Annotated in this window: 13 protein-coding genes; 7 read left to right on the forward strand and 6 right to left on the reverse strand. The window is 46.4% G+C overall.

From position 1 onward, the window contains the following. The first annotated feature begins 13 nt into the window (after positions 1–13). From AC0L6N_RS21050 to tldD, 5 genes are read left to right on the forward strand one after another with little or no spacing between them, the layout of a single operon-like run. The gene (locus AC0L6N_RS21050) at positions 14–592 is read left to right on the forward strand and encodes a Maf family protein (protein WP_473477459.1); all 579 of its coding nucleotides are present in this window, start codon (positions 14–16) and stop codon (positions 590–592) included. Then, positions 582–2045, forward strand: a complete 1464-nt coding sequence (rng, locus tag AC0L6N_RS21055) for a ribonuclease G (RefSeq protein WP_473477461.1) — start codon at positions 582–584, stop codon at positions 2043–2045. Before AC0L6N_RS21050 ends, rng begins: the two co-directional genes overlap by 11 nt. Continuing rightward, entirely contained in the window at positions 2042–5947 is a 3906-nt protein-coding gene (locus tag AC0L6N_RS21060) for a YhdP family protein (protein ID WP_473477463.1), read from the forward strand. The genes rng and AC0L6N_RS21060 overlap by 4 nt, the downstream gene beginning before the upstream one ends. Next, positions 5940–6770: a carbon-nitrogen hydrolase family protein gene (locus AC0L6N_RS21065; RefSeq protein WP_473477465.1), complete on the forward strand. Its 831-nt coding sequence runs from the start codon at positions 5940–5942 to the stop codon at positions 6768–6770. Before AC0L6N_RS21060 ends, AC0L6N_RS21065 begins: the two co-directional genes overlap by 8 nt. After that, positions 6763–8205, forward strand: a complete 1443-nt coding sequence (gene tldD, locus AC0L6N_RS21070; protein WP_011573127.1) for a metalloprotease TldD — start codon at positions 6763–6765, stop codon at positions 8203–8205. The genes AC0L6N_RS21065 and tldD overlap by 8 nt, the downstream gene beginning before the upstream one ends. 98 nt (positions 8206–8303) lie before the next feature. Here the strand turns inward: tldD and AC0L6N_RS21075 are convergent, their stop codons facing one another. Both AC0L6N_RS21075 and yjgA read right to left on the reverse strand, forming a co-directional pair. Continuing rightward, on the reverse strand, positions 8304–10739 hold the full coding sequence (locus AC0L6N_RS21075) for an Ig-like protein, group 1 (protein ID WP_473477468.1): 2436 nt from the start codon (positions 10737–10739) through the stop codon (positions 8304–8306). A gap of 5 nt (positions 10740–10744) precedes the next feature. After that, complete coding sequence (gene yjgA / locus AC0L6N_RS21080; protein WP_011573129.1) at positions 10745–11272, reverse strand: ribosome biogenesis factor YjgA; 528 nt, start codon at positions 11270–11272, stop codon at positions 10745–10747. 108 nt (positions 11273–11380) lie between these two features. On the opposite strand from yjgA, the gene pmbA reads away from it, so the two are divergent. Then, positions 11381–12706 carry a metalloprotease PmbA gene (gene pmbA / locus AC0L6N_RS21085; RefSeq protein WP_011573130.1) on the forward strand — a complete coding sequence of 442 codons (1326 nt, stop codon included), beginning with the start codon at positions 11381–11383 and terminating at the stop codon, positions 12704–12706. 74 nt (positions 12707–12780) lie between these two features. Here pmbA and AC0L6N_RS21090 read toward each other — a convergent pair whose 3' ends face one another. Both AC0L6N_RS21090 and AC0L6N_RS21095 read right to left on the reverse strand, forming a co-directional pair. Then, positions 12781–14697, reverse strand: a complete 1917-nt coding sequence (locus AC0L6N_RS21090) for a S9 family peptidase (RefSeq protein WP_473477471.1) — start codon at positions 14695–14697, stop codon at positions 12781–12783. An 86-nt stretch (positions 14698–14783) separates the two neighbouring features. Beyond that, complete coding sequence (locus tag AC0L6N_RS21095) at positions 14784–15896, reverse strand: hypothetical protein (protein ID WP_473477473.1); 1113 nt, start codon at positions 15894–15896, stop codon at positions 14784–14786. A 168-nt stretch (positions 15897–16064) separates the two neighbouring features. On the opposite strand from AC0L6N_RS21095, the gene AC0L6N_RS21100 reads away from it, so the two are divergent. Beyond that, positions 16065–16667 carry a glutathione S-transferase family protein gene (locus AC0L6N_RS21100; protein WP_473477474.1) on the forward strand — a complete coding sequence of 201 codons (603 nt, stop codon included), beginning with the start codon at positions 16065–16067 and terminating at the stop codon, positions 16665–16667. A gap of 64 nt (positions 16668–16731) precedes the next feature. On the opposite strand, the gene AC0L6N_RS21105 is transcribed toward AC0L6N_RS21100, so the two are convergent. Together AC0L6N_RS21105 and AC0L6N_RS21110 are read right to left on the reverse strand one after the other, a co-directional pair. Next, positions 16732–17184 carry an NfeD family protein gene (locus AC0L6N_RS21105; RefSeq protein WP_473481407.1) on the reverse strand — a complete coding sequence of 151 codons (453 nt, stop codon included), beginning with the start codon at positions 17182–17184 and terminating at the stop codon, positions 16732–16734. Continuing rightward, positions 17168–18124 carry an SPFH domain-containing protein gene (locus AC0L6N_RS21110; protein ID WP_006992346.1) on the reverse strand — a complete coding sequence of 319 codons (957 nt, stop codon included), beginning with the start codon at positions 18122–18124 and terminating at the stop codon, positions 17168–17170. Before AC0L6N_RS21110 ends, AC0L6N_RS21105 begins: the two co-directional genes overlap by 17 nt. Positions 18125–18198: the final 74 nt, after the last annotated feature.

The raw sequence follows: 18198 nt of genomic DNA on the forward strand, positions 1-18198 counted from the left end.
CCAGACATCAGTTATGCTTATTTTAGCTTCTCAGTCACCCCGCCGCGCTGAGTTACTTAGTCAAATCGGTGTGCCTTTTACCACCTTAAGCGCGGATATTGACGAAACAATACTCCCTGGTGAAACGCCAGAAATCTATGTGCAACGCTTAGCAAAACAAAAAGCGCAAGCGGGTTGGCAAGCAAGTGCAGATATAGCAGAAAATCGACTTGCACTAGGCGCCGACACAGTTGTGGTCATTCATGAACACGCGTTGGGTAAACCGGAAAATTTCGATGATGCTAGGCGTATGCTTCAGCTACTTTCAGGTCAAAAACACCAAGTGTTTACCGCAGTAACCATCACTTCTGGCGATCAATGTGAGAGTATATTGGTGAAAACAGATGTGACTTTTTGTGATTTAACCACGTCTCAGATAGAAGAATATTGGCAAACAGGTGAGCCACGCGATAAAGCGGGTAGCTACGCTATTCAAGGCATAGGCGGAAAATTTGTTACCCATATAAAGGGTAGTTATAGCGCTGTTGTCGGATTACCTTTGTACGAAACGAATCAACTACTTTCTCGGATGAGCCTAGCCCATGAGTGCTGAACTATTAATTAATGTTACCCCTTCTGAGTCTCGCGTGGCCCTTATCGAAAATGGTATTTTGCAAGAGGTTCACATTGAACGTCATACCAAGCGTGGCTTGGTAGGCAATATATATCGCGGTAAAGTCAGTAGAGTCTTGCCGGGTATGCAAGCCGCTTTTGTAGATATTGGCTTAGACAAAGCTGCCTTTTTACACGCTTCGGATATCGCTATTCATAGCGAAGTAGAAGACGAAGTGTCATCAAGCCACCTAGAAAAACGTGACATACGTGAGCTTGTGCGTGATGGTCAGAATATTGTGGTGCAGGTCGTCAAAGATCAAATAGGCACGAAGGGCGCACGTTTAACCACAGATATCACTATTCCATCAAGGTATTTGGTGTTCATGCCTAGCGTTGAGCATGTGGGTGTCTCCCAGCGTATTGAAGATGAAGCCGAGCGAGAGCGTTTAAAGAGCTTGGTACAAGAATATTGTAGTGAAAATGGCGGCTTTATTTTACGTACTGCTGCCGAAGGCGTGAAAGCCCAAGAGCTGCGCCAAGACGCTGATTTTTTGCGTCGTCTATGGGAAAAAATCCGTTCACGGATGAAAAAGAAAACCCATATATTATATGAAGATTTGCCCCTAGCACGACGCGTGTTACGTGATTTTGTCGGGACTGAGCTTGACCGAATTCGTATTGATTCTAAATTGTCTTTTCATGAGTTACAGCAGTTTACCCGTGAGTATGTGCCCGAGCTACACCGCTTATTAGAGTACTACCCAGGGGATCGACCTATTTTCGATTTATACGACGTTGAGAACGAATCGCAGCGCTCTTTAGAGCGACGGGTCGATTTGAAATCGGGTGGTTATATTATCATCGATCAGACCGAAGCCATGACCACCATCGATATCAACACTGGAGCATTTGTTGGGCACCGTAATTTAGAAGAAACCATATTCAACACTAATATTGAGGCCACCTCTGCGATTGCGCGTCAGCTTCGTTTGCGCAACCTTGGCGGGATGATCTTAATCGACTTTATTGACATGGCTGATGCTGACCATAAGAGGCGCGTTATTCACAGCCTCGAAACTGCAACCAGTAAAGACCGAGCTAAAATTAACATTCACGGCTTTACCGCACTAGGCTTAATCGAAATGACTCGAAAAAGAACACGGGAAAGTTTGGAACATATTCTGTGTGGTGAATGTCCAGTATGTAAGGGACGCGGTTCGGTAAAAACAGTAGAAACCGTGTGTTTTGAAATCATGCGTGAAATTGTTCGAGTGAATCGTGCCTACGATGCAGACAAATTTGTCGTTTATGCGGCACCGTCTGTGGTCGAAGCCTTGTTAGGCGAAGAATCACACATGCTCGCTGAGCTTGAAGTCTTTGTTTCTAAACAAATAAAGGTGCATACAGAGTTGCTATACAACCAAGATAAATACGATGTGGTAATGATGTGAGGTCAGGCTCTTTTTATGCCGCTTATATTATTAAAAAACTATGGACTTGCGCTGCTATTTTGTTGGTGCTGGTGGCCGTGGCCATCAGTGTTGTGCGTTACACGTTGCCCTACATGGACGGGCAAAAACATCGTTTAGAGCAATGGGTCGAGGGTCGATATGGGGTCGAAATTAATATCGGCACTATCACGGCGCAGTGGAAAGGTGCAGGCCCAGCGATTGTGCTTGAAGACCTGCAGCTGGTACAAAATGCTCAATCTCCCCTTAGTTTAGATATTAAAAAAACCATCATCGAACTGGATTTTTGGGGCTCAATATTGGGGCGTCAGATCCGCTCTCAGCGCTTTGACTTAAACGGCCTGAACGTTAAGGTTGATGTCACTTTGATGAACAAAGAAGGTAGTGACTTTCCTGTTGTATCGGCCTTGAAGCAGTTGTTTCTAGAGCAACTTCAATCGTTTTCTGTAAGTGATAGTCAGTTTGAAATCAGCACCGCGCACGACCAGCAAGTCGTGTTGGTTAATCAGTTGCTATGGAGTAACAGCGGGCTTCATCATCAAGGCGTCGGTGAATTGCAGGTCGAAGAGCTAGCAAGTAACTCCGCGTCATTTACCTTAGACCTACGCGGTGACAAAGACTCCCTTAACGGTACTTTTTATGCCAGAGCGCACGAAGTAGATTTATCCCCTTGGATAAATCAATGGCTGGCGACCCGTTACGACTTGGTTGAAAGTCGGGGCAACTTTGTTGTGTGGGCGAGTATCGAAGACGGCGACATCAAAAATGCTCAGCTTGATTTGGCCGATAGCCGTTTTGTATGGCAAAACGAAGATGCCGAAATCACAGCTGCTATATTGGGGGGGCAACTCAATGCAGAGCCCAGTAACGACGGTTGGGTTTTCAATTTATACGACCTTGCCTTACAAGCTAATGAGCGCACGCAAACATCCAATTGGTATGGCGAAATTAACCACCAAGGACAAGTACATATACAAAATGCAGACCGAGTAGACTTATCCGCTATTACCCCCTTGCTACCCCTTGTTTTGAATCCGGTCGATTTCAACCTTCTAAAGGACCTTTCGCCTAATGCCACTTTGAACAAATTCAATGTGAAATTTGATAAATCGGATACCTATGCCCAAGTGAATCTCAGCCAAATTGGCTGGCAGCAAAGCGGCAATGTGCCTGGGGTAGATAATCTTGAGTTAAACGTAAACTGGCACAACGACATGGGCCGAGTGCAAATTCGTGGGCGCAATTCCCAGTGGAAAATGGACAATATAGTCGACCGAAATATTGAATTTCAGCGGGTTGACCTTGATATGTATATTCAGTCTCTTGACCAAGGTATCGAACTATATGCGCCGAAACTGAAGTTAGGCAATGATTGGCTAAACATAGATCAACACCTGCGGTATGAGAGTAACACCGGTTATCTTGCGCTTAGCGGCACGATTAGCGGATTAGATGTAGCACAAGTGAATCAACTTTTTCCTGGTGTCGTGATGGGTAAAGATACCAAAGCGTATTTGCAAAGAGCCCTTAAGGCTGGGTACGTTAACGGCGCAAAAATTCTTTGGAATGGAGAACTAAGCCAGTTCCCTTACGCTAATAATCAAGGTGTATTTCAAATTACTGTTGGGGTGGAAGATGCGAGTTTCGAGTTTGCTGAAGATTGGCCGCAACTAAATGACTTGAACATTGACCTGTTGTTCGAAAACAAAGGTTTATTTATGCAAGCGAGTGCAGGCAAGTTACTAGATGTAAACTTGTCTGGGTTATCAGCAGATATACCAGATCTGGATGTGGGAGCCGTGCTAAGCATTGATGCACAAGGCTCAGCTCTTGGCACTCAGGTTAACGAGTTAATGAAACGCAGTAGTCTTGCCAGCAGTTTGGGCAAGGTCCTTGATGAAGTGCAAGTCAGTGATGCGCTTAATGTAGACCTGAATTTGGTTATTCCTCTATCAGGCAAGGATGTTGTGGCAAGCGGCGTGGTGCACTTAGCTGACAACCGTGTTTATGTACCTCGGGTTGACATGAATTTAACCCACGCTAAAGGTCAGGTGTCTTTTAAAAATGAAGTGGTTGATATGAGCGGCTTGCAAGCGCAACTATTTGACCAGCCAGTTGAGGTCGATTTTAGTGGTCGCCAGGGCAAAGAGGGCTACTTAGCGAATATCGATCTACTAGGCGATTGGAAGGTTAAACCCTTGGTTAAACGATTCGTGCCTAGTTTGGCCAGTTATTTAGATGGTAAGTCGCCGTGGCAAGCGAATGTCAAGCTGACCTTGCCCGAAGATGGCTTTCGTTATCAGGCCAGCGTGTATTCTGGATTACAGGGCATTGGCTCGCAGCTGCCTGAACCGCTTAACAAAACGGTGAATCAAAACAAGCCGCTTACCTTGGATATTTCCGGCGATGAGACTGCATCAACGGTCAATTTGAAAATGGGTTCACAAGTCAACTTTGATGGGGTATTGCCTTATGAAACCATGCAATTTTCCCGGGCCCATCTAGCCATAGGTGAATCATTGGATATGCCCATGGGGTTAGGTTTCAGTGTTGCTATGAACTTACCCTACGTGAACATTGATAATTGGTATTATGCTATTTCTTCTTTGCTGCATGATTTAACAGGCGATGAATCAGGTATCGCTTCAGACCCCAACAAAAAGCCCTTTATTGGCGAGCCACAGCGTATTTTTCTAAATGCTGATAGTGCTACCGTGGCTTCTCAGCAATTAACAGACTTAGAAGCTGTCACCAAAAACACCAATGACAGTTGGCAAATAAACGTCAACGCCAAGCAAGTCAGGGCCAATGTATCACTCTATAAAGATTGGTTAGCCAGAGGCATTACTATTTCAGCGGATTACCTAGATTTGGCCGGTTGGGAGAAAAGCGAAGGCAAGGCTGTGGAGTTTGAACCTAAGCTCGAAACCCTACCGCCAGTCGAGTTTTTATGTGAACGCTGTCGTTTTGAAGACAAAGACTTGGGTAGAGTCGACTTCAAATTATCACGCGCCGCCAACGGTATGCACATTGATTCATTGCGTTTAAATAACGACCACGGTTTGTTTTACGCAAGCGGTGATTGGCTGTTTACCCCACGCGGCAACCAAACCAAGATCGAAGGTGAATTTAGCAGTTCAGACTTTGGTTTATTTCTAAAAGGTTTCGAGTTTGACTCAGGTATTAAAGACTCAAAAGCCTCAGCTAAATTCAATTTAGATTGGCAGCGCGCCCCGTTTGAGTTTGATTTTGCTACCTTAAATGGCGATATTGATTGGCGTTTGAGCGATGGTTATCTCACTGAGGTAACAGACAAAGGCTCACGGATATTTAGCTTGTTGAGCCTAGAGTCGCTGGTGCGTAAGCTGCGCCTAGACTTTCGTGATGTATTTGCCCAGGGCTTCTTTTACGACAAAATGAAAGGCAGTTTTCAGGTGGCCCAAGGCACAGTCGATACCCGTGATACCGTGGTAGATGGCGGCGCGGGTGAAATCACTATGCAAGGGTACACCAACTTAAACACCCGAGAGGTAAACTACAACATTGCGTTTGCCCCTAAAGTGACATCCAGTTTGCCGCTTATCGTCGCTTATATGGTTAATCCAGCAACCGCATTGGCCGCTTTAGCGCTGGATCAGGTACTGACGTCAGCCAAGGTCATATCCAATATTAAATTCTCTTTAACGGGCACGTTAGACGACCCTAAATTAGAAGAGTTGGAGCGTGACAGTAAAGAAATTCGCTTGCCGGCACAAACCGCCCCAGCGCCGGTTGATACGCCAAATGTTGGCCTTGCAATAGACCCTAATGGCCACAATACAGATATAAGCTTCCCACAAGAGATAGATCAAGAGCGCGTAGCGCTGGAGGTATCCGATGGCTAATCTTATCGCCCTGCAAATGACATCCACACCTGATGTCACAGAAAACCTGCATTTTGTTGAACAACAACTGGCTCAATTAATGGTCAACGAGCCTACCTTGGTGGTATTGCCTGAATGTTTCGCCTGTTTTGGCGGCGGCGATAAGGCCTTATTGAGTATTGCTGAGTCATTGGGTGACGGCCCAATACAGGCGCGCCTAATGGGTATGGCCAAGCAATATGGTGTGTGGCTAGTGGCTGGCAGTATGCCGTTAAAAAGTGAAAACCCAGATAAATTTACCGCATCTTGCTTGTTAATCAATGATGCTGGCGAACGGGTGACTGAATATCAAAAAATTCACTTGTTCGACGTGCAGGTCGCAGACAACACTAAGACCTATTGTGAGTCTAAGTACACGCAAGCGGGCAGCACACTTGTGAGTGTGCCAGACACGCCATTTGGACATTTAGGCTTAGCAATATGTTACGACGTGCGTTTTCCAGGGTTATTTCAAGCCATGGCTGAACACAAAGCGTTAGACGTGATAGCACTGCCCGCGGCATTCACTCAAAAAACGGGTGAAGCACATTGGCAGGCTTTGTTAAGCGCTCGCGCAATCGAAAATCAATGCTATTTGGTAGCAGCTGGGCAAACTGGTGTGCACGCCAATCAGAGACAAACCCATGGTCATTCCTGTATTATTTCACCTTGGGGTGAAACTTTAGCTGAATTACCGCAGTCCGTCGGTGTGATCAACGCTCAGCTAGAACCTGCCATACTTAATAGAATTCGCCGGGATATGCCGGTCTATGCCCATAATAAATTCAGGAGTTACCTTGTCTAATCTGGTTGAACAAAACCTGCTTACTGCCGCTAACCTCGACAGAGACCATCTTGCAAACGCGTTAGATGCCATTTATCAACATGATAATGATTTTGCTGATCTGTATTTTCAGGCCAGCCAGCACGAAACGTGGGTGCTCGAAGACGGCATCATTAAAGATGGCAGCTATAACGTCGAGCGCGGTGTAGGTGTGCGTGCTGTTAGTGGCGAAAAAACCGGGTTTGCTTATTCTGATGACATCAACCCAGAAGCGTTGATGCAAGCGGCAAAAGCCTCGCGCAACATTGCAAGTGCGGGGGGCAAGCACAAAGTGACAGGCCTTAAAAACAGCAAGGTTGACCCTAAGTACCATGCTGACAATCCTATTTTAGGTATGCAAGACGAAGAAAAAATAGCCCTTTTACGTGCGGTTGATAACTACATTCGCCAGCAAGAAAGCGCACTAAGCCAAGTGGTTGTGAGCATCAGTGGTGTTTACGAAGAAGTGTTAATTGCTGCTACCGACGGTACGTTTTGCACTGATATTCGCCCATTAGTACGTTTGAACTGTTCCGTGTTAATGGAAAAAGACGCTCGTCGCGAGCGTGGTAGCTCAGGCGCGGGTGGCCGTTATGCCTATGAATATTTCCTAAGCCAAGCTGATGGGCGCCCACTTTACGAACAAATTGCTGACGAAGCCATTCATATGGCGCGGGTAAACATGCGCGCAGTGGCCGCACCTGCAGGTCAAATGCCGGTGGTATTAGGCAGTGGCTGGCCAGGAGTATTATTACATGAAGCAGTAGGGCATGGGCTTGAAGGAGATTTTAACCGCAAAGGCGCATCGACATTTAGCGGGCGCATGGGGGAGCAAGTTGCTTCAGCTGGTTGCACCATAGTGGACGATGGCACATTGGCTAATCGCCGTGGTTCGTTGTCGGTCGATGACGAAGGCACCCCGAGCCAGTACAATGTATTGATCAAAGACGGCATTCTGACTGGCTATATGCAAGATAAACTCAATGCGCGTTTGATGGGTGTTAAGCCTACTGGTAACGGTCGCCGTGAGTCATATGCACATTTGCCTATGCCGCGCATGACCAACACCTATATGTTGGGTGGGCAACATGAGCCAGAAGCAATCATTGCCAGCATCAAGAATGGGATTTATGCACCCAACTTTGGTGGTGGTCAAGTAGACATTACCTCAGGAAAGTTTGTGTTCTCTACCTCAGAAGCGTATCTCATTGAGAATGGTAAGGTCACTAAGCCGATTAAGGGCGCTACACTGATCGGCAACGGCCCAGAAGCCATGCAAAAGGTTTCTATGGTGGGTAACGATTTAGCGCTAGATAAAGGCGTTGGCGTGTGTGGAAAAGATGGCCAGAGCGTGCCAGTGGGGGTTGGTCAGCCTACACTTAAAGTGGATGAACTAACCGTAGGCGGTACAGCCTAGCTAATTACCGAGTTGTTATTTTTAAAACAACGACTTTCCAAGCAATAAAAAATGGCGCGAATATCGCGCCATTTTTGTATCTGTAGACTGTTACAAGATTAATTCAACGTCACTATCGTGTTGGTCGTAGATTCAAGGCCGCTAGGGGAGGTGATCGTTACGCTCAATGTAGCTTGTGTTGCTTCAGATACATCATTCTCTAGGGTGAAGATCGCTTGCGATGCCGCATTAACCGAGGTGCTGGGCATGGTTAAATTTGTTTGACCATTGAGTTGCCCCGCACTTGAATTGACAACAACCGTGGAGCCGCTCGCTATAGGCTGGCGCGCGGTATCTGCAAAAACAACCGTAAAGGTTTGGCTGGTGTCGCGCGGTATAGCCGTTGCCGCTGTTGATGTTTGATAGTTGCTGGCAATGACGGCGGCGCTGTTATCAATAACATCGATTTGCGCTGCGGAGCTTGATGTGACCAACACTAAGGCGCGGCGCACATGCATGGTATTCGCATCACCCGTGCCGCAACTGCTGCCTGAACATTGAGGGCCGTTAAAGAGGTTGTCGGCTGAATCAAAGCTACCGTTGGCGTTGTAATCAAGAAATATCTCACCCGCATCGCGGATGCCATTTTCGTTGTCATCGCGCCAGGCTTCACTGATGTCCACAAAGCCGGTTTGCCCATACAGACTGGTCGACAAGCCATTGTCCGTGTTGTCATTAAAACCTGCACCATCGTCATCATCGTAGAAATTATTACCGTTGCTATCAAATAAGGTTTCATGGCCTATAGCGGTCGCTAAAATAGTGATACGGTGGTCAGGCACCTTAGGATTCGCGCTCAACCAGGTTACAGCGCATGCGCCGGACACCGTAGTGCAACTGCCGTCGATAGAGCCACCCTCAGTGGTAAAGCTGATTGCGGTACCATCAGGCACCGGATTGTTGAAAGTATCTGCCAAACGTACCACTAGATTCACTTCTTGCTCGTTTATATCAAACGCTTCTGGGTTGAGGTTATCAGCGGAAATGGTCATGCTGTTTTGGTCAGGTAAGCCCGTGTTAACCGACAATAGGTCAGACTGGGTGATGATAGTCTCGCCTGATTCAGTTTCTACTTCGGCGGTTACTCGCACCGATGTGGGTACGTCGCCCGCAGTTACGCGCGTGCTCACTTGACCCTGCGAGTTGGTGAGGCCAGTAGCCGAAGAGAGTGTTAAACCGCCAGTTTGCGTGTTTAAGCTAAACGACACTGCTTGTTGCGCTAGTGGATTACCCAGCGCACCATTTACTTGAAATACCAAAGTTGAAACCGTAGAGCTGTTTTGACCTCCCGTACCGCGAAGCACTAATGAGCTGGGTTCAGCCGATACAAAAGCCAATGAGCCAATGGACTCTGCTTGTATTGAAATCGCCTGAGAAACACTAAGGGTTGCGTTATTCACTACCAAAGATGCAACAATAGAATCGGTGTTACCGTCTCCACCTGCGCAGCTTTGGTCTTCAAACGTGGCGTTAGCCACGCCGTTTATCGTGTTAACTAGCGTGTCGATTGTGGCGAAACCGTCAGTGACACAGTTCGAGCTAAAGGTAACAGGGGTTTGGGTTAAAATACGTTGGTCATTTTCATCGACCAGCGCGATAGAAACACCCAAAGTACCACCGGCACCTATTTCCACGTCACCGGCATTATTACGCGTGCTGACTCCTAGTTGACCTTCAATAAATACGCCGTTGTCATCAAAGTAACCTAAACGGATAATCTGTTCTGAGATGGCGCCTGCAGCTTGTATTTCGTAATTAAACGACGACGCTAAATCGACATCGTTAACCACAGCGGTGGCTGTTGCTACACCTGCACCAATGTCGCTATCTTCAGCCGAAAGGGTGACTTGCGCTACGCCGTTGTTATCGGTCAGCGCTGAATCGGTGTTTAATGTGCCGCGCTGTGCACTAAAGGTAACGATAACACTTGGGATTGGCACATCGTTTTCATCGAGAATTTGTGATTGCAGCTGAATGTCAGTACCTGCCTGAAAGCGATTGACTACCTGACCACTGTTAAGCAACGCTAAGTTAACCACGGCAGATTGGCCGGTTAAGGTATCAGCACTTAAATATTCGTAATTTTCGCTGCTCGTGCTGTCATCAAAGGTAGCGGTTAACACGGCTGCGCCTACTTCACTGTTCTCACTGGAAATCGCTATTTGTGCGACACCTTGGCTATCAGTCAATTTCGTCGTACTGGAAAATGTACCAAGCGTGCCAGAAAAGGTAATAATTTCACCTTCAACAGGGTTACCGTTTTGCATCAAAGTGGCTTGTACGCAGGCGACTTGGCCTGAGGTAAAGCTTTGAGTAGATGTGGAGCATTGTTCATCATAGGTTGATACCGCCAAGGTAAAACTAGATGTGTCGCCGCCTGAATTGCCACCAGAGCCAAACGGGTCATCGCCGTTTTCCCCAGAAACTCCGCCACCACAACTGGTTAGCGTAAAAATCGCTAACCACACTACGTACATCGGTAACCGTTTGCTCATATTTATTATCCGTCTATTGAAGATTGTAAATACTTAAATAACTCGCGAGCCGCCTTGGGCGGTTTATTATCCGCTTGCTGTTTTGCGGCTTGGCGAACCAATTGGCGTAACTTTTGACGTTCTAAAATAGGATGTTCTTCAAGTACTTCTTCGATTGCACTATCACCTTGGGCTATTAGGTTATCGCGCAACATCTCCAATTTATGAAATTTTTGATTGGTTTTTTGATGTGAAGCCTGAATTTGCAGTAATGCTTGCTCGATAGGGGCGACATCTCGGTGGCGCATAAGCTTGCCAATCAACTGAAGTTGACGACGATAACCTTCTTTCTTACGTAAAATACGCCTCGCCAGCATTACAGCGTCGAGTAACTCCTGATCCATAGGAATTTTGGCCAGCGCAGTGGGGCTGAGATCCACTAAGGATACGCCTAGCTTTTGCAAATCATTCATTTGATTTTTAATCTGAGTCTTGCTCAGTTGTGTGTCTTCTTGTTCTACTTCGAATTCGTTTTTATCTGGAGATACGGCCATAACAATGTCTTTAATGGTACACTAGGAAAATATTGTAACCTTGTATTGGCGATTAATATAGTTAGTCGTTAGTCGCTCGGGGTAATCTGGTTTGATAATGAAGGGTGTATGCAGCAGCAATTAACTGATATCCAACAAATAGTCGAAGACGTACTGAAACTGGCCAAGGAAAAAGGCGCCACGCAAGCCGAAGCCAGCATGTCAAAGGTGCGCGGTATCGCGGTTTCCTCTCGTTTAAAAGAAGTAGAAACAGTCGAGTTTACCAACGATGGTGGTCTAGGGATCACGGTATACAAGGGGCAACGCAAAGGCAGCGCCTCAACCGCAGATTTGAGCCCGCAAGCGTTGCGCTTAACGGTGGAAAAAGCCATCGAAATCGCTAAATACACGGGGGAAGACGCTTGCTCTGGCTTAGCTGACAAAGAATTGATGGCGTTTGAGCCGCAAGACCTTGACCTGTTTCACCCTATCGAGCTAGATACTGACTTTGCCATAGAGCAAGTCATTAAAGCGGAAACCGCTGCATTAGCATTCGACCCGCGCATTACCAACTCTGATGGCGCGTCTTACAATGCGAATCTGGGCACCAAGGTATACGGTAACAGCCACGGTTTAAATGTGGGTTACAACAGCAGTCGCTACAGCATGAGCTGTGTGGTCATTGGTGAACAAGATGGCGATATGCAGCGTGATTACAGCTATACCGTTGAGCGTCAAGCAAACCTTATGGCAAGCCCTGAGCAAATAGGCAAAGAGTCGGCTGAGTTTACCTTAGGTCGCTTGGGCGCTCGTCAAATCAAAACAGCCAAAGTTCCCGTGTTGTTTGACAAAGAAATTGCCTCTGGTTTGATTGGGCATTTCATCAGTGCAATCAGCGGTGGCAATTTATACCGTAAATCGTCATTTTTAGTGGATAAACTCGGTGAGCAAGTGCTGCCTAGCTGGTTCAGCATCAGCGAACGCCCTTTTATCATGCGTGGTTTAGCCAGTTCAGCGTTTGATCATGAAGGTGTGCGTACCAAAGACAGTGAGATCGTCACCGACGGTATCCTTAATCAATACCTGTTAACCAGTTACTCTGCCCGTAAGATGAAAATGCAAACCACTGGCCATGCTGGCGGTATTCACAACTGGCTCATTAAGCCTACGGGGCAAAGTGATAAGCAAATGTTAGCTGAGCTTGGTACAGGGTTGTTAGTCACTGAATTGATGGGCCAAGGAGTGAACGTGGTCACGGGCGATTATAGCCGCGGTGCGGCGGGATTCTGGGTCGAGAATGGTGTGATTCAATATCCAGTGCACGAAATCACCATCGCGGGGAATCTGGCCGATATGTTGAAGAATATCGTTGCTGTGGGTTCAGAAATAGAACGCCGCGGCAGCATTCAAACTGGCTCTATCTTAATTGATAACATGCAGGTCGCTGGCGATTAGTATCAACTCCATTTGGTATGAATAGCGGATATTAAAAATAAAGGGCAATCACAGCAATGTGGTTGCCCTTTGTTTTAATCAATTAAGTGAACTTGTAAAAAGTCGGCAAGTTGCTGATAAAAAGTAACTTGATTGACTACTTTGGATATTCCATGCCCTTCATCTGGAAAGCGCAGATAGGTAACGGGCAACCCCTTTGCTCTCAACGTTTTTACCATAATGTCTGATTCCGCAACAGGATCTCTTGGGTCATTAACACCATGCTCGTAAAACATTGGTGCGTTGATTTTATGCACCGTATTAATGGGTGAGTTTTCTGCATAAAACTTCTGCCAGCGTGTCTCGTTTATATCACCATATTCAATCCTGTCTGAGGCTTTCAACGCAGGAGATGCAGTTTTCAATGCGGTGACCCAATCAGCGACACCAACGATGGATATACCCGCAGAGAAGGCATCAGGATACGCCCCCATTACGGCATTAACCATGTAACCACCGTACGAGCGACCCATAACCGCGGAGCGATCTACGTTGACCGTTCCTTCTTTTTTAAACCAAGCCAAGGCATCCACTAAATCACGTACGCTATCTAAGCGCTTTTCTTGGTTATCCAATTGAGCATAAGTTTTTCCAAATCCAGTCGAGCCTCGCACGTTTATATCGAGTACTGCTACGCCTTTGCCGAGTAAGTACTGGATAGCTGGTTTCCATCTGGCACGAGATTGTGAAGTTGGCCCGCCATGCACGTTGATGATTATGGGAGGCAAGGTGTCTTGTTTGCTTATTGGTAAGTATAATAATCCGAAAATAGTTACGCCGTCCCGTGCTGGCATACTGACTGCAATGGGAGATAACATCTCTTCATTATCGACACCCGCCATGTTAGGTGCGAGTAGCAGTTCAGTTTGCTGATTGGTTAAATCTACCAAATACAGACTCCCCGGCGTAGCGGGGCCGGTTATGCGGACTAATAAATCTTTACCCTGCTCAGCGCAAGAAAGGGAGTATACCCCTTCGGGCAAGGGTATTTGTTGTTGGTCATCACGTTGCATATGATAAATATGCAGTTTGTCAAAGCCATTCTCATTCGTTGTCCACGCCAAATACGTGCCTTGCATGCAAATCTGTACATTTTCAATATCGTAATCACCACTAAATAAAGTGCGCTCAGTAGCCGAACTCAAGTCATACAGGCGTAACGCATTCATCTCTTGCCCTTCATTTGACGTAAAATAAAATGATTCACCTGAGCCTGACCAAACAAAATTGCCATAACTTGAAGGTATCTGAGGTTTGAATAATGAGGACATTTTGCCGTTACTGGTGTTAAGCAAATATACATTCGCCCCGTCTTCACCTACGGCTTCTGTGACAATAAGATGTTCGCCGTTCGGCTGCCATTGATGAGGCCTAAAGAAATACTCCGCTTGATACATGAGACGGGGTGTTAGCTTATTGCTCTGGGCATTAAAATCGACAACATAAATATCAAAGTCTCGGCCGTTGCGTTCCGTCGATGAATACGCAAAGTGACGCCCGCTGGTATCAAACCACCCAGGAACGCGGTAGGCGTCACTAAAGGGAAGCACAATTTTTTCATGTAGGCCGTCAATCGATATCAAATTGAAAGCTTCTCGCTCATCACCGTTGTTGTCTGCACCATAAATGAGCTCTTTGCCATTGGGGTGCCACAGATAATGTGTAATGCCATTACCGAAGGTTAATTGAGTCACTTTTTTATCTTTTATGTGCATTAACCAAAGTTGCGGAGCACCACTAACATCACTCATATATGCGGCAATCGTACCTTGGGGATTAAGAGAGGCGTTATATGGCCCTCGCGCCAGGATTAAGCGTGAAATATCGTACGGTCTATCGCTGGCTGTACCTATGTTGATAGGTTTAGTTTGGGGTGTATCTTGGGGGTATGGCCACTCTTTGCTTAATAATGATTGAGCAAACAACAAAGTGATGAAAAAAAGCATTTTCATGTTCATCATCCTTAATGAGTTTATCTAAAATTGATGTACACAAATATTGAAGGGACGGTTCCCCTCAATATTGAGTCACGCGCTTCCTAGGCGATTAAGTCGTGAATTTTATTCAGCGACGGCAAAGGTTGCGTGTCTTGATAGAATAGACGATTCAAGCGCCCTAGCAAATTTACGCTACGACTTGGGTCGTGCGCTTTTTTGCGATGTTCGCTGCTGGTTTCTAAAAATTCCCATGGTTTTAAATTCCATGCGGCAATTTGCTTAGGTGTTGAGCCAACCGCTGCCACGGTACTTAAAATACGCTCGGTTTTACTCTCATTAGTGGCGATTAAATCGTTTTGATAGGTGTTTTCTAAAGGCGTTGCAATCGCAGCAATGGTGCTATCGATGGCATGCCAAATTTGGTCGTGTTCGAAGGCTTGGCCAATAGGGGCGTAGTAACCCATTACTTCCCATTCTAATTCAGCATTACCCTTGGCAATTGAACTGCCTATTTCCGCCGAATAAGCTAAATCAGGGCGCGCGCCGATATTATAAGCATCAACGGATAAGCCCACGCACACAGCGATATCGCCAAAGCGGCTGGGAACATAGTAAATGGCTTCAAACGCCGCGCGCTTTACGCCCATCCAACCATGCACAACAGGCTCTTCTAACGCGAACTGGCGTACTTCATCAGGCAAGTCCTCACCGTATTTATCGATAAATAAATGGGACGGGTCTTGGGCGAGATGCGCGTCTTGTACCCACACTTCATATTCTTGACGATTGTCCGCTTTACCGCGGCTTTTGATACCGTATGACAAGTTAATAGGGCGACAAATGTCGCGATTTTCACCGTCTTTATGAAAAAACTCTGATCGAAAGCGTTTGATAAAAGGCGCATCGCTGCCAGCAATTGCGGCGGTCGGGTAACGAAAACCAATTTCACTTTTGGGGATAATATGAAAGCCCGCAATGCTTTTTTCAAGCTGGCTTTTAACGCCTCTCAGCACGTCTACATTCGGCACGACTATGCTGCGCTCTGGTTCAATGGTTAAGCGGCGCCCATCAGGGGTAATGAACTTAGGGGTTTTGTGAAACTCATGATGGTTCAAACCTAATTGCGCGACATATTCACTGCGCAACAGAGCTAATTCAGAGAACAAGGCATCGTGGTTTCTAATGTGTTTAAACAAAGGGCGTTGATCAGCCATAGGTGCATTCTTCTCTATTGTGGGTTACTTTCGCATTTCGCTTGTGGTCATAAGTTTAATATTCTTGTTTGTTTATATGGATTTATGCAAAGAATTACAAGCGTTAAAGGTGAGTATAAAGTCAGTTTTATCAGCCCCAATTTTTGATTAAGTGTAAGGTAATTAAAGATGAAAATTTATGCGGATGCACAATCTGGCAATTGCTACAAAGTGCAATTGATGTGCGCGTTATTGAATATTGAGCACGAGTGGATCCATGTTGATATATTGGCCGGCGACACCAATGCCCACGCTTTTTTAGCCAAGAACCCCAATGGCAAAATCCCCTTGCTTGCTCTGGATGATGGTCGTCATTTATGGGAATCAAACGCCATTATTAATTATTTGGCCAGCGGCAGTGACTTACTCCCAAGCGACGTCTTTGCTTTAGCCAAAGTGCAGCAATGGCAATTTTTCGAACAATACAGCCATGAACCTTATATTGCTGTAGCGCGCTTTATTGCTAAATATTTAGGCTTGCCCGAGAGTAAAAAAGCCGAGTATGAAGCTAAACAAGCGGGTGGGCACAAGGCGCTAGCTGTCATGGAGTCACAGTTAACCCAGACGCCATTTTTAACCGGTCAGAGTGTCACTGCGGCTGATGTTAGCTTGTATGGCTATACACATGTCGCGCATGAAGGAGGATTTGATTTGTCGCTGTATCCTAATGTGCAGGCGTGGCTATCTCGCATCGAGGCTTTGCCCAATTACATCGCGATGGATGCAAGCTAGGGCAAAGCATAAGCGGTAAAGCCTTGCACTGAATGCCGAGCGCTGAGCGTCGAGAGCTGAGCGCCTAGGCGCAGGGGGCAATAGTAAATTGCCCTACATCTACAGCAATGACCTCAACTTTGGTGCCGCTAGTGATGGGGTTCTCGCTGACTAAGCGCCAATCTATCCCCGAAAAGTGGTAAATCGCCGGTTGTTCAGCGCTGGTGTCTGTGGCAAGTATAAAGCTGTGTCCAATCAGGTCATTACTGGCTTTTTTGGGATCCACGTCTTTTTGCATATTTTTAAGGGGTTTCCATAAAAATACCGCGAGCACTGCTGTAATCAACGACACAAACAAGGTCGCGTTGAGGGCGGTGTCCGCCACAATGCCAAATTGAATTAAAATACCCGTTATAACGGCAGCACAGCCCACAAAAAACAGTACGAAAGTGGAAAACCCCAGCACCAGAATTTCAATTGCTAACAGTAAGAGGCCAAGGCTGATTAAGCCTATGCCTAAATTATCGCTTAGCCACATCATGTTTTGCTCGATTTAGTGAGTTAATAATGGTGGTGGCTTGTGCCACAACGCCTGCGATATCAGTGCCGCTATCTGGCAGTAACACCACGGATGACTCTTTGGCAATTGCCTCTTTGGCCTCAATGGCTTTCGTGGCTAAGTCCAGCTGAATGGCTTTTTGGCCTTCTTCCGTTGCAGCGGCCTCACCGACTTGGCGTAGCGCCTCAGCCTGCGCTGCAGCAACCGCAACAATCGCCTTTGCTTCACCTTCAGCGCGCAATACGGCTTCTGATTTATCCGCTTCGGCGGCGAGTACCACTGAGGCCTTTTCACCTTCAGCGCGGTTGATGGCAGCTTGCCTGTCACCTTCTGATTCGAGTATCTGGGCGCGTTTTACTCGCTCCGCTTTCATCTGGGCTTCCATGGCTTCCATAACTGATAGCGGCGGCACAATATCTTTAATTTCATAGCGCAGCACTTGAATGCCCCAAGGGCCTGATGCTTCATTGATAGACGCAACAATATTGGTGTTTAGGATGTCACGCTCTTCAAAGGTTTTATCTAGCTCCATTTTACCCAGCTCAGAACGCATGGTGGTTTGCGCCAATTGCGTTACCGCAAACACATAGTCATCGATACCGTACGTGGCTTTATACGGGTCAAGCACTCGAAAATACAATACGCCGTCTACCGACAGGGAAATATTATCTTTAGTGATCGCGCTTTGCTCAGGTACATCTACGGCTTTTTCTTTGAGTGAACGATCTGCAGCCACTTGGTCGATGAAGGGCACAATAAAATTTAGGCCTGCTTCCTTGGTAGATTGATATTTACCAAAACGTTCGATCACGTAGGCGCGGTTTTGCGGTACAAATTTGATAGAAGACTTGAGCAGCACAATCACAAACACTAAAAGCAATGTTTGCACTGAGAGTAAATAACTGAGTAGAACGTCCATATATCTCTTCCTATTTAAATGCCCTGTGGGCGCTAGCGTTGATGTTACTTATGTTACTTATGTTAGTTTTTTTA

The organism is Paraglaciecola sp. G1-13 (assembly GCF_055809255.1).

What these genes read in the sequence shown, in the direction of transcription:
- AC0L6N_RS21050 (WP_473477459.1), top strand. Translation starts at nt 14, where the DNA reads ATGCTTATTTTAGCTTCTCAGTCACCCCGCCGCGCTGAGTTACTTAGT.
- rng (WP_473477461.1), top strand. Translation starts at nt 582, where the DNA reads ATGAGTGCTGAACTATTAATTAATGTTACCCCTTCTGAGTCTCGCGTG.
- AC0L6N_RS21065 (WP_473477465.1), top strand. Translation starts at nt 5,940, where the DNA reads ATGGCTAATCTTATCGCCCTGCAAATGACATCCACACCTGATGTCACA.
- AC0L6N_RS21075 (WP_473477468.1), bottom strand. Translation starts at nt 10,739, where the DNA reads ATGAGCAAACGGTTACCGATGTACGTAGTGTGGTTAGCGATTTTTACG.
- yjgA (WP_011573129.1), bottom strand. Translation starts at nt 11,272, where the DNA reads ATGGCCGTATCTCCAGATAAAAACGAATTCGAAGTAGAACAAGAAGAC.
- pmbA (WP_011573130.1), top strand. Translation starts at nt 11,381, where the DNA reads ATGCAGCAGCAATTAACTGATATCCAACAAATAGTCGAAGACGTACTG.
- AC0L6N_RS21090 (WP_473477471.1), bottom strand. Translation starts at nt 14,697, where the DNA reads ATGAAAATGCTTTTTTTCATCACTTTGTTGTTTGCTCAATCATTATTA.
- AC0L6N_RS21095 (WP_473477473.1), bottom strand. Translation starts at nt 15,896, where the DNA reads ATGGCTGATCAACGCCCTTTGTTTAAACACATTAGAAACCACGATGCC.
- AC0L6N_RS21100 (WP_473477474.1), top strand. Translation starts at nt 16,065, where the DNA reads ATGAAAATTTATGCGGATGCACAATCTGGCAATTGCTACAAAGTGCAA.
- AC0L6N_RS21105 (WP_473481407.1), bottom strand. Translation starts at nt 17,184, where the DNA reads ATGTGGCTAAGCGATAATTTAGGCATAGGCTTAATCAGCCTTGGCCTC.
- AC0L6N_RS21110 (WP_006992346.1), bottom strand. Translation starts at nt 18,124, where the DNA reads ATGGACGTTCTACTCAGTTATTTACTCTCAGTGCAAACATTGCTTTTA.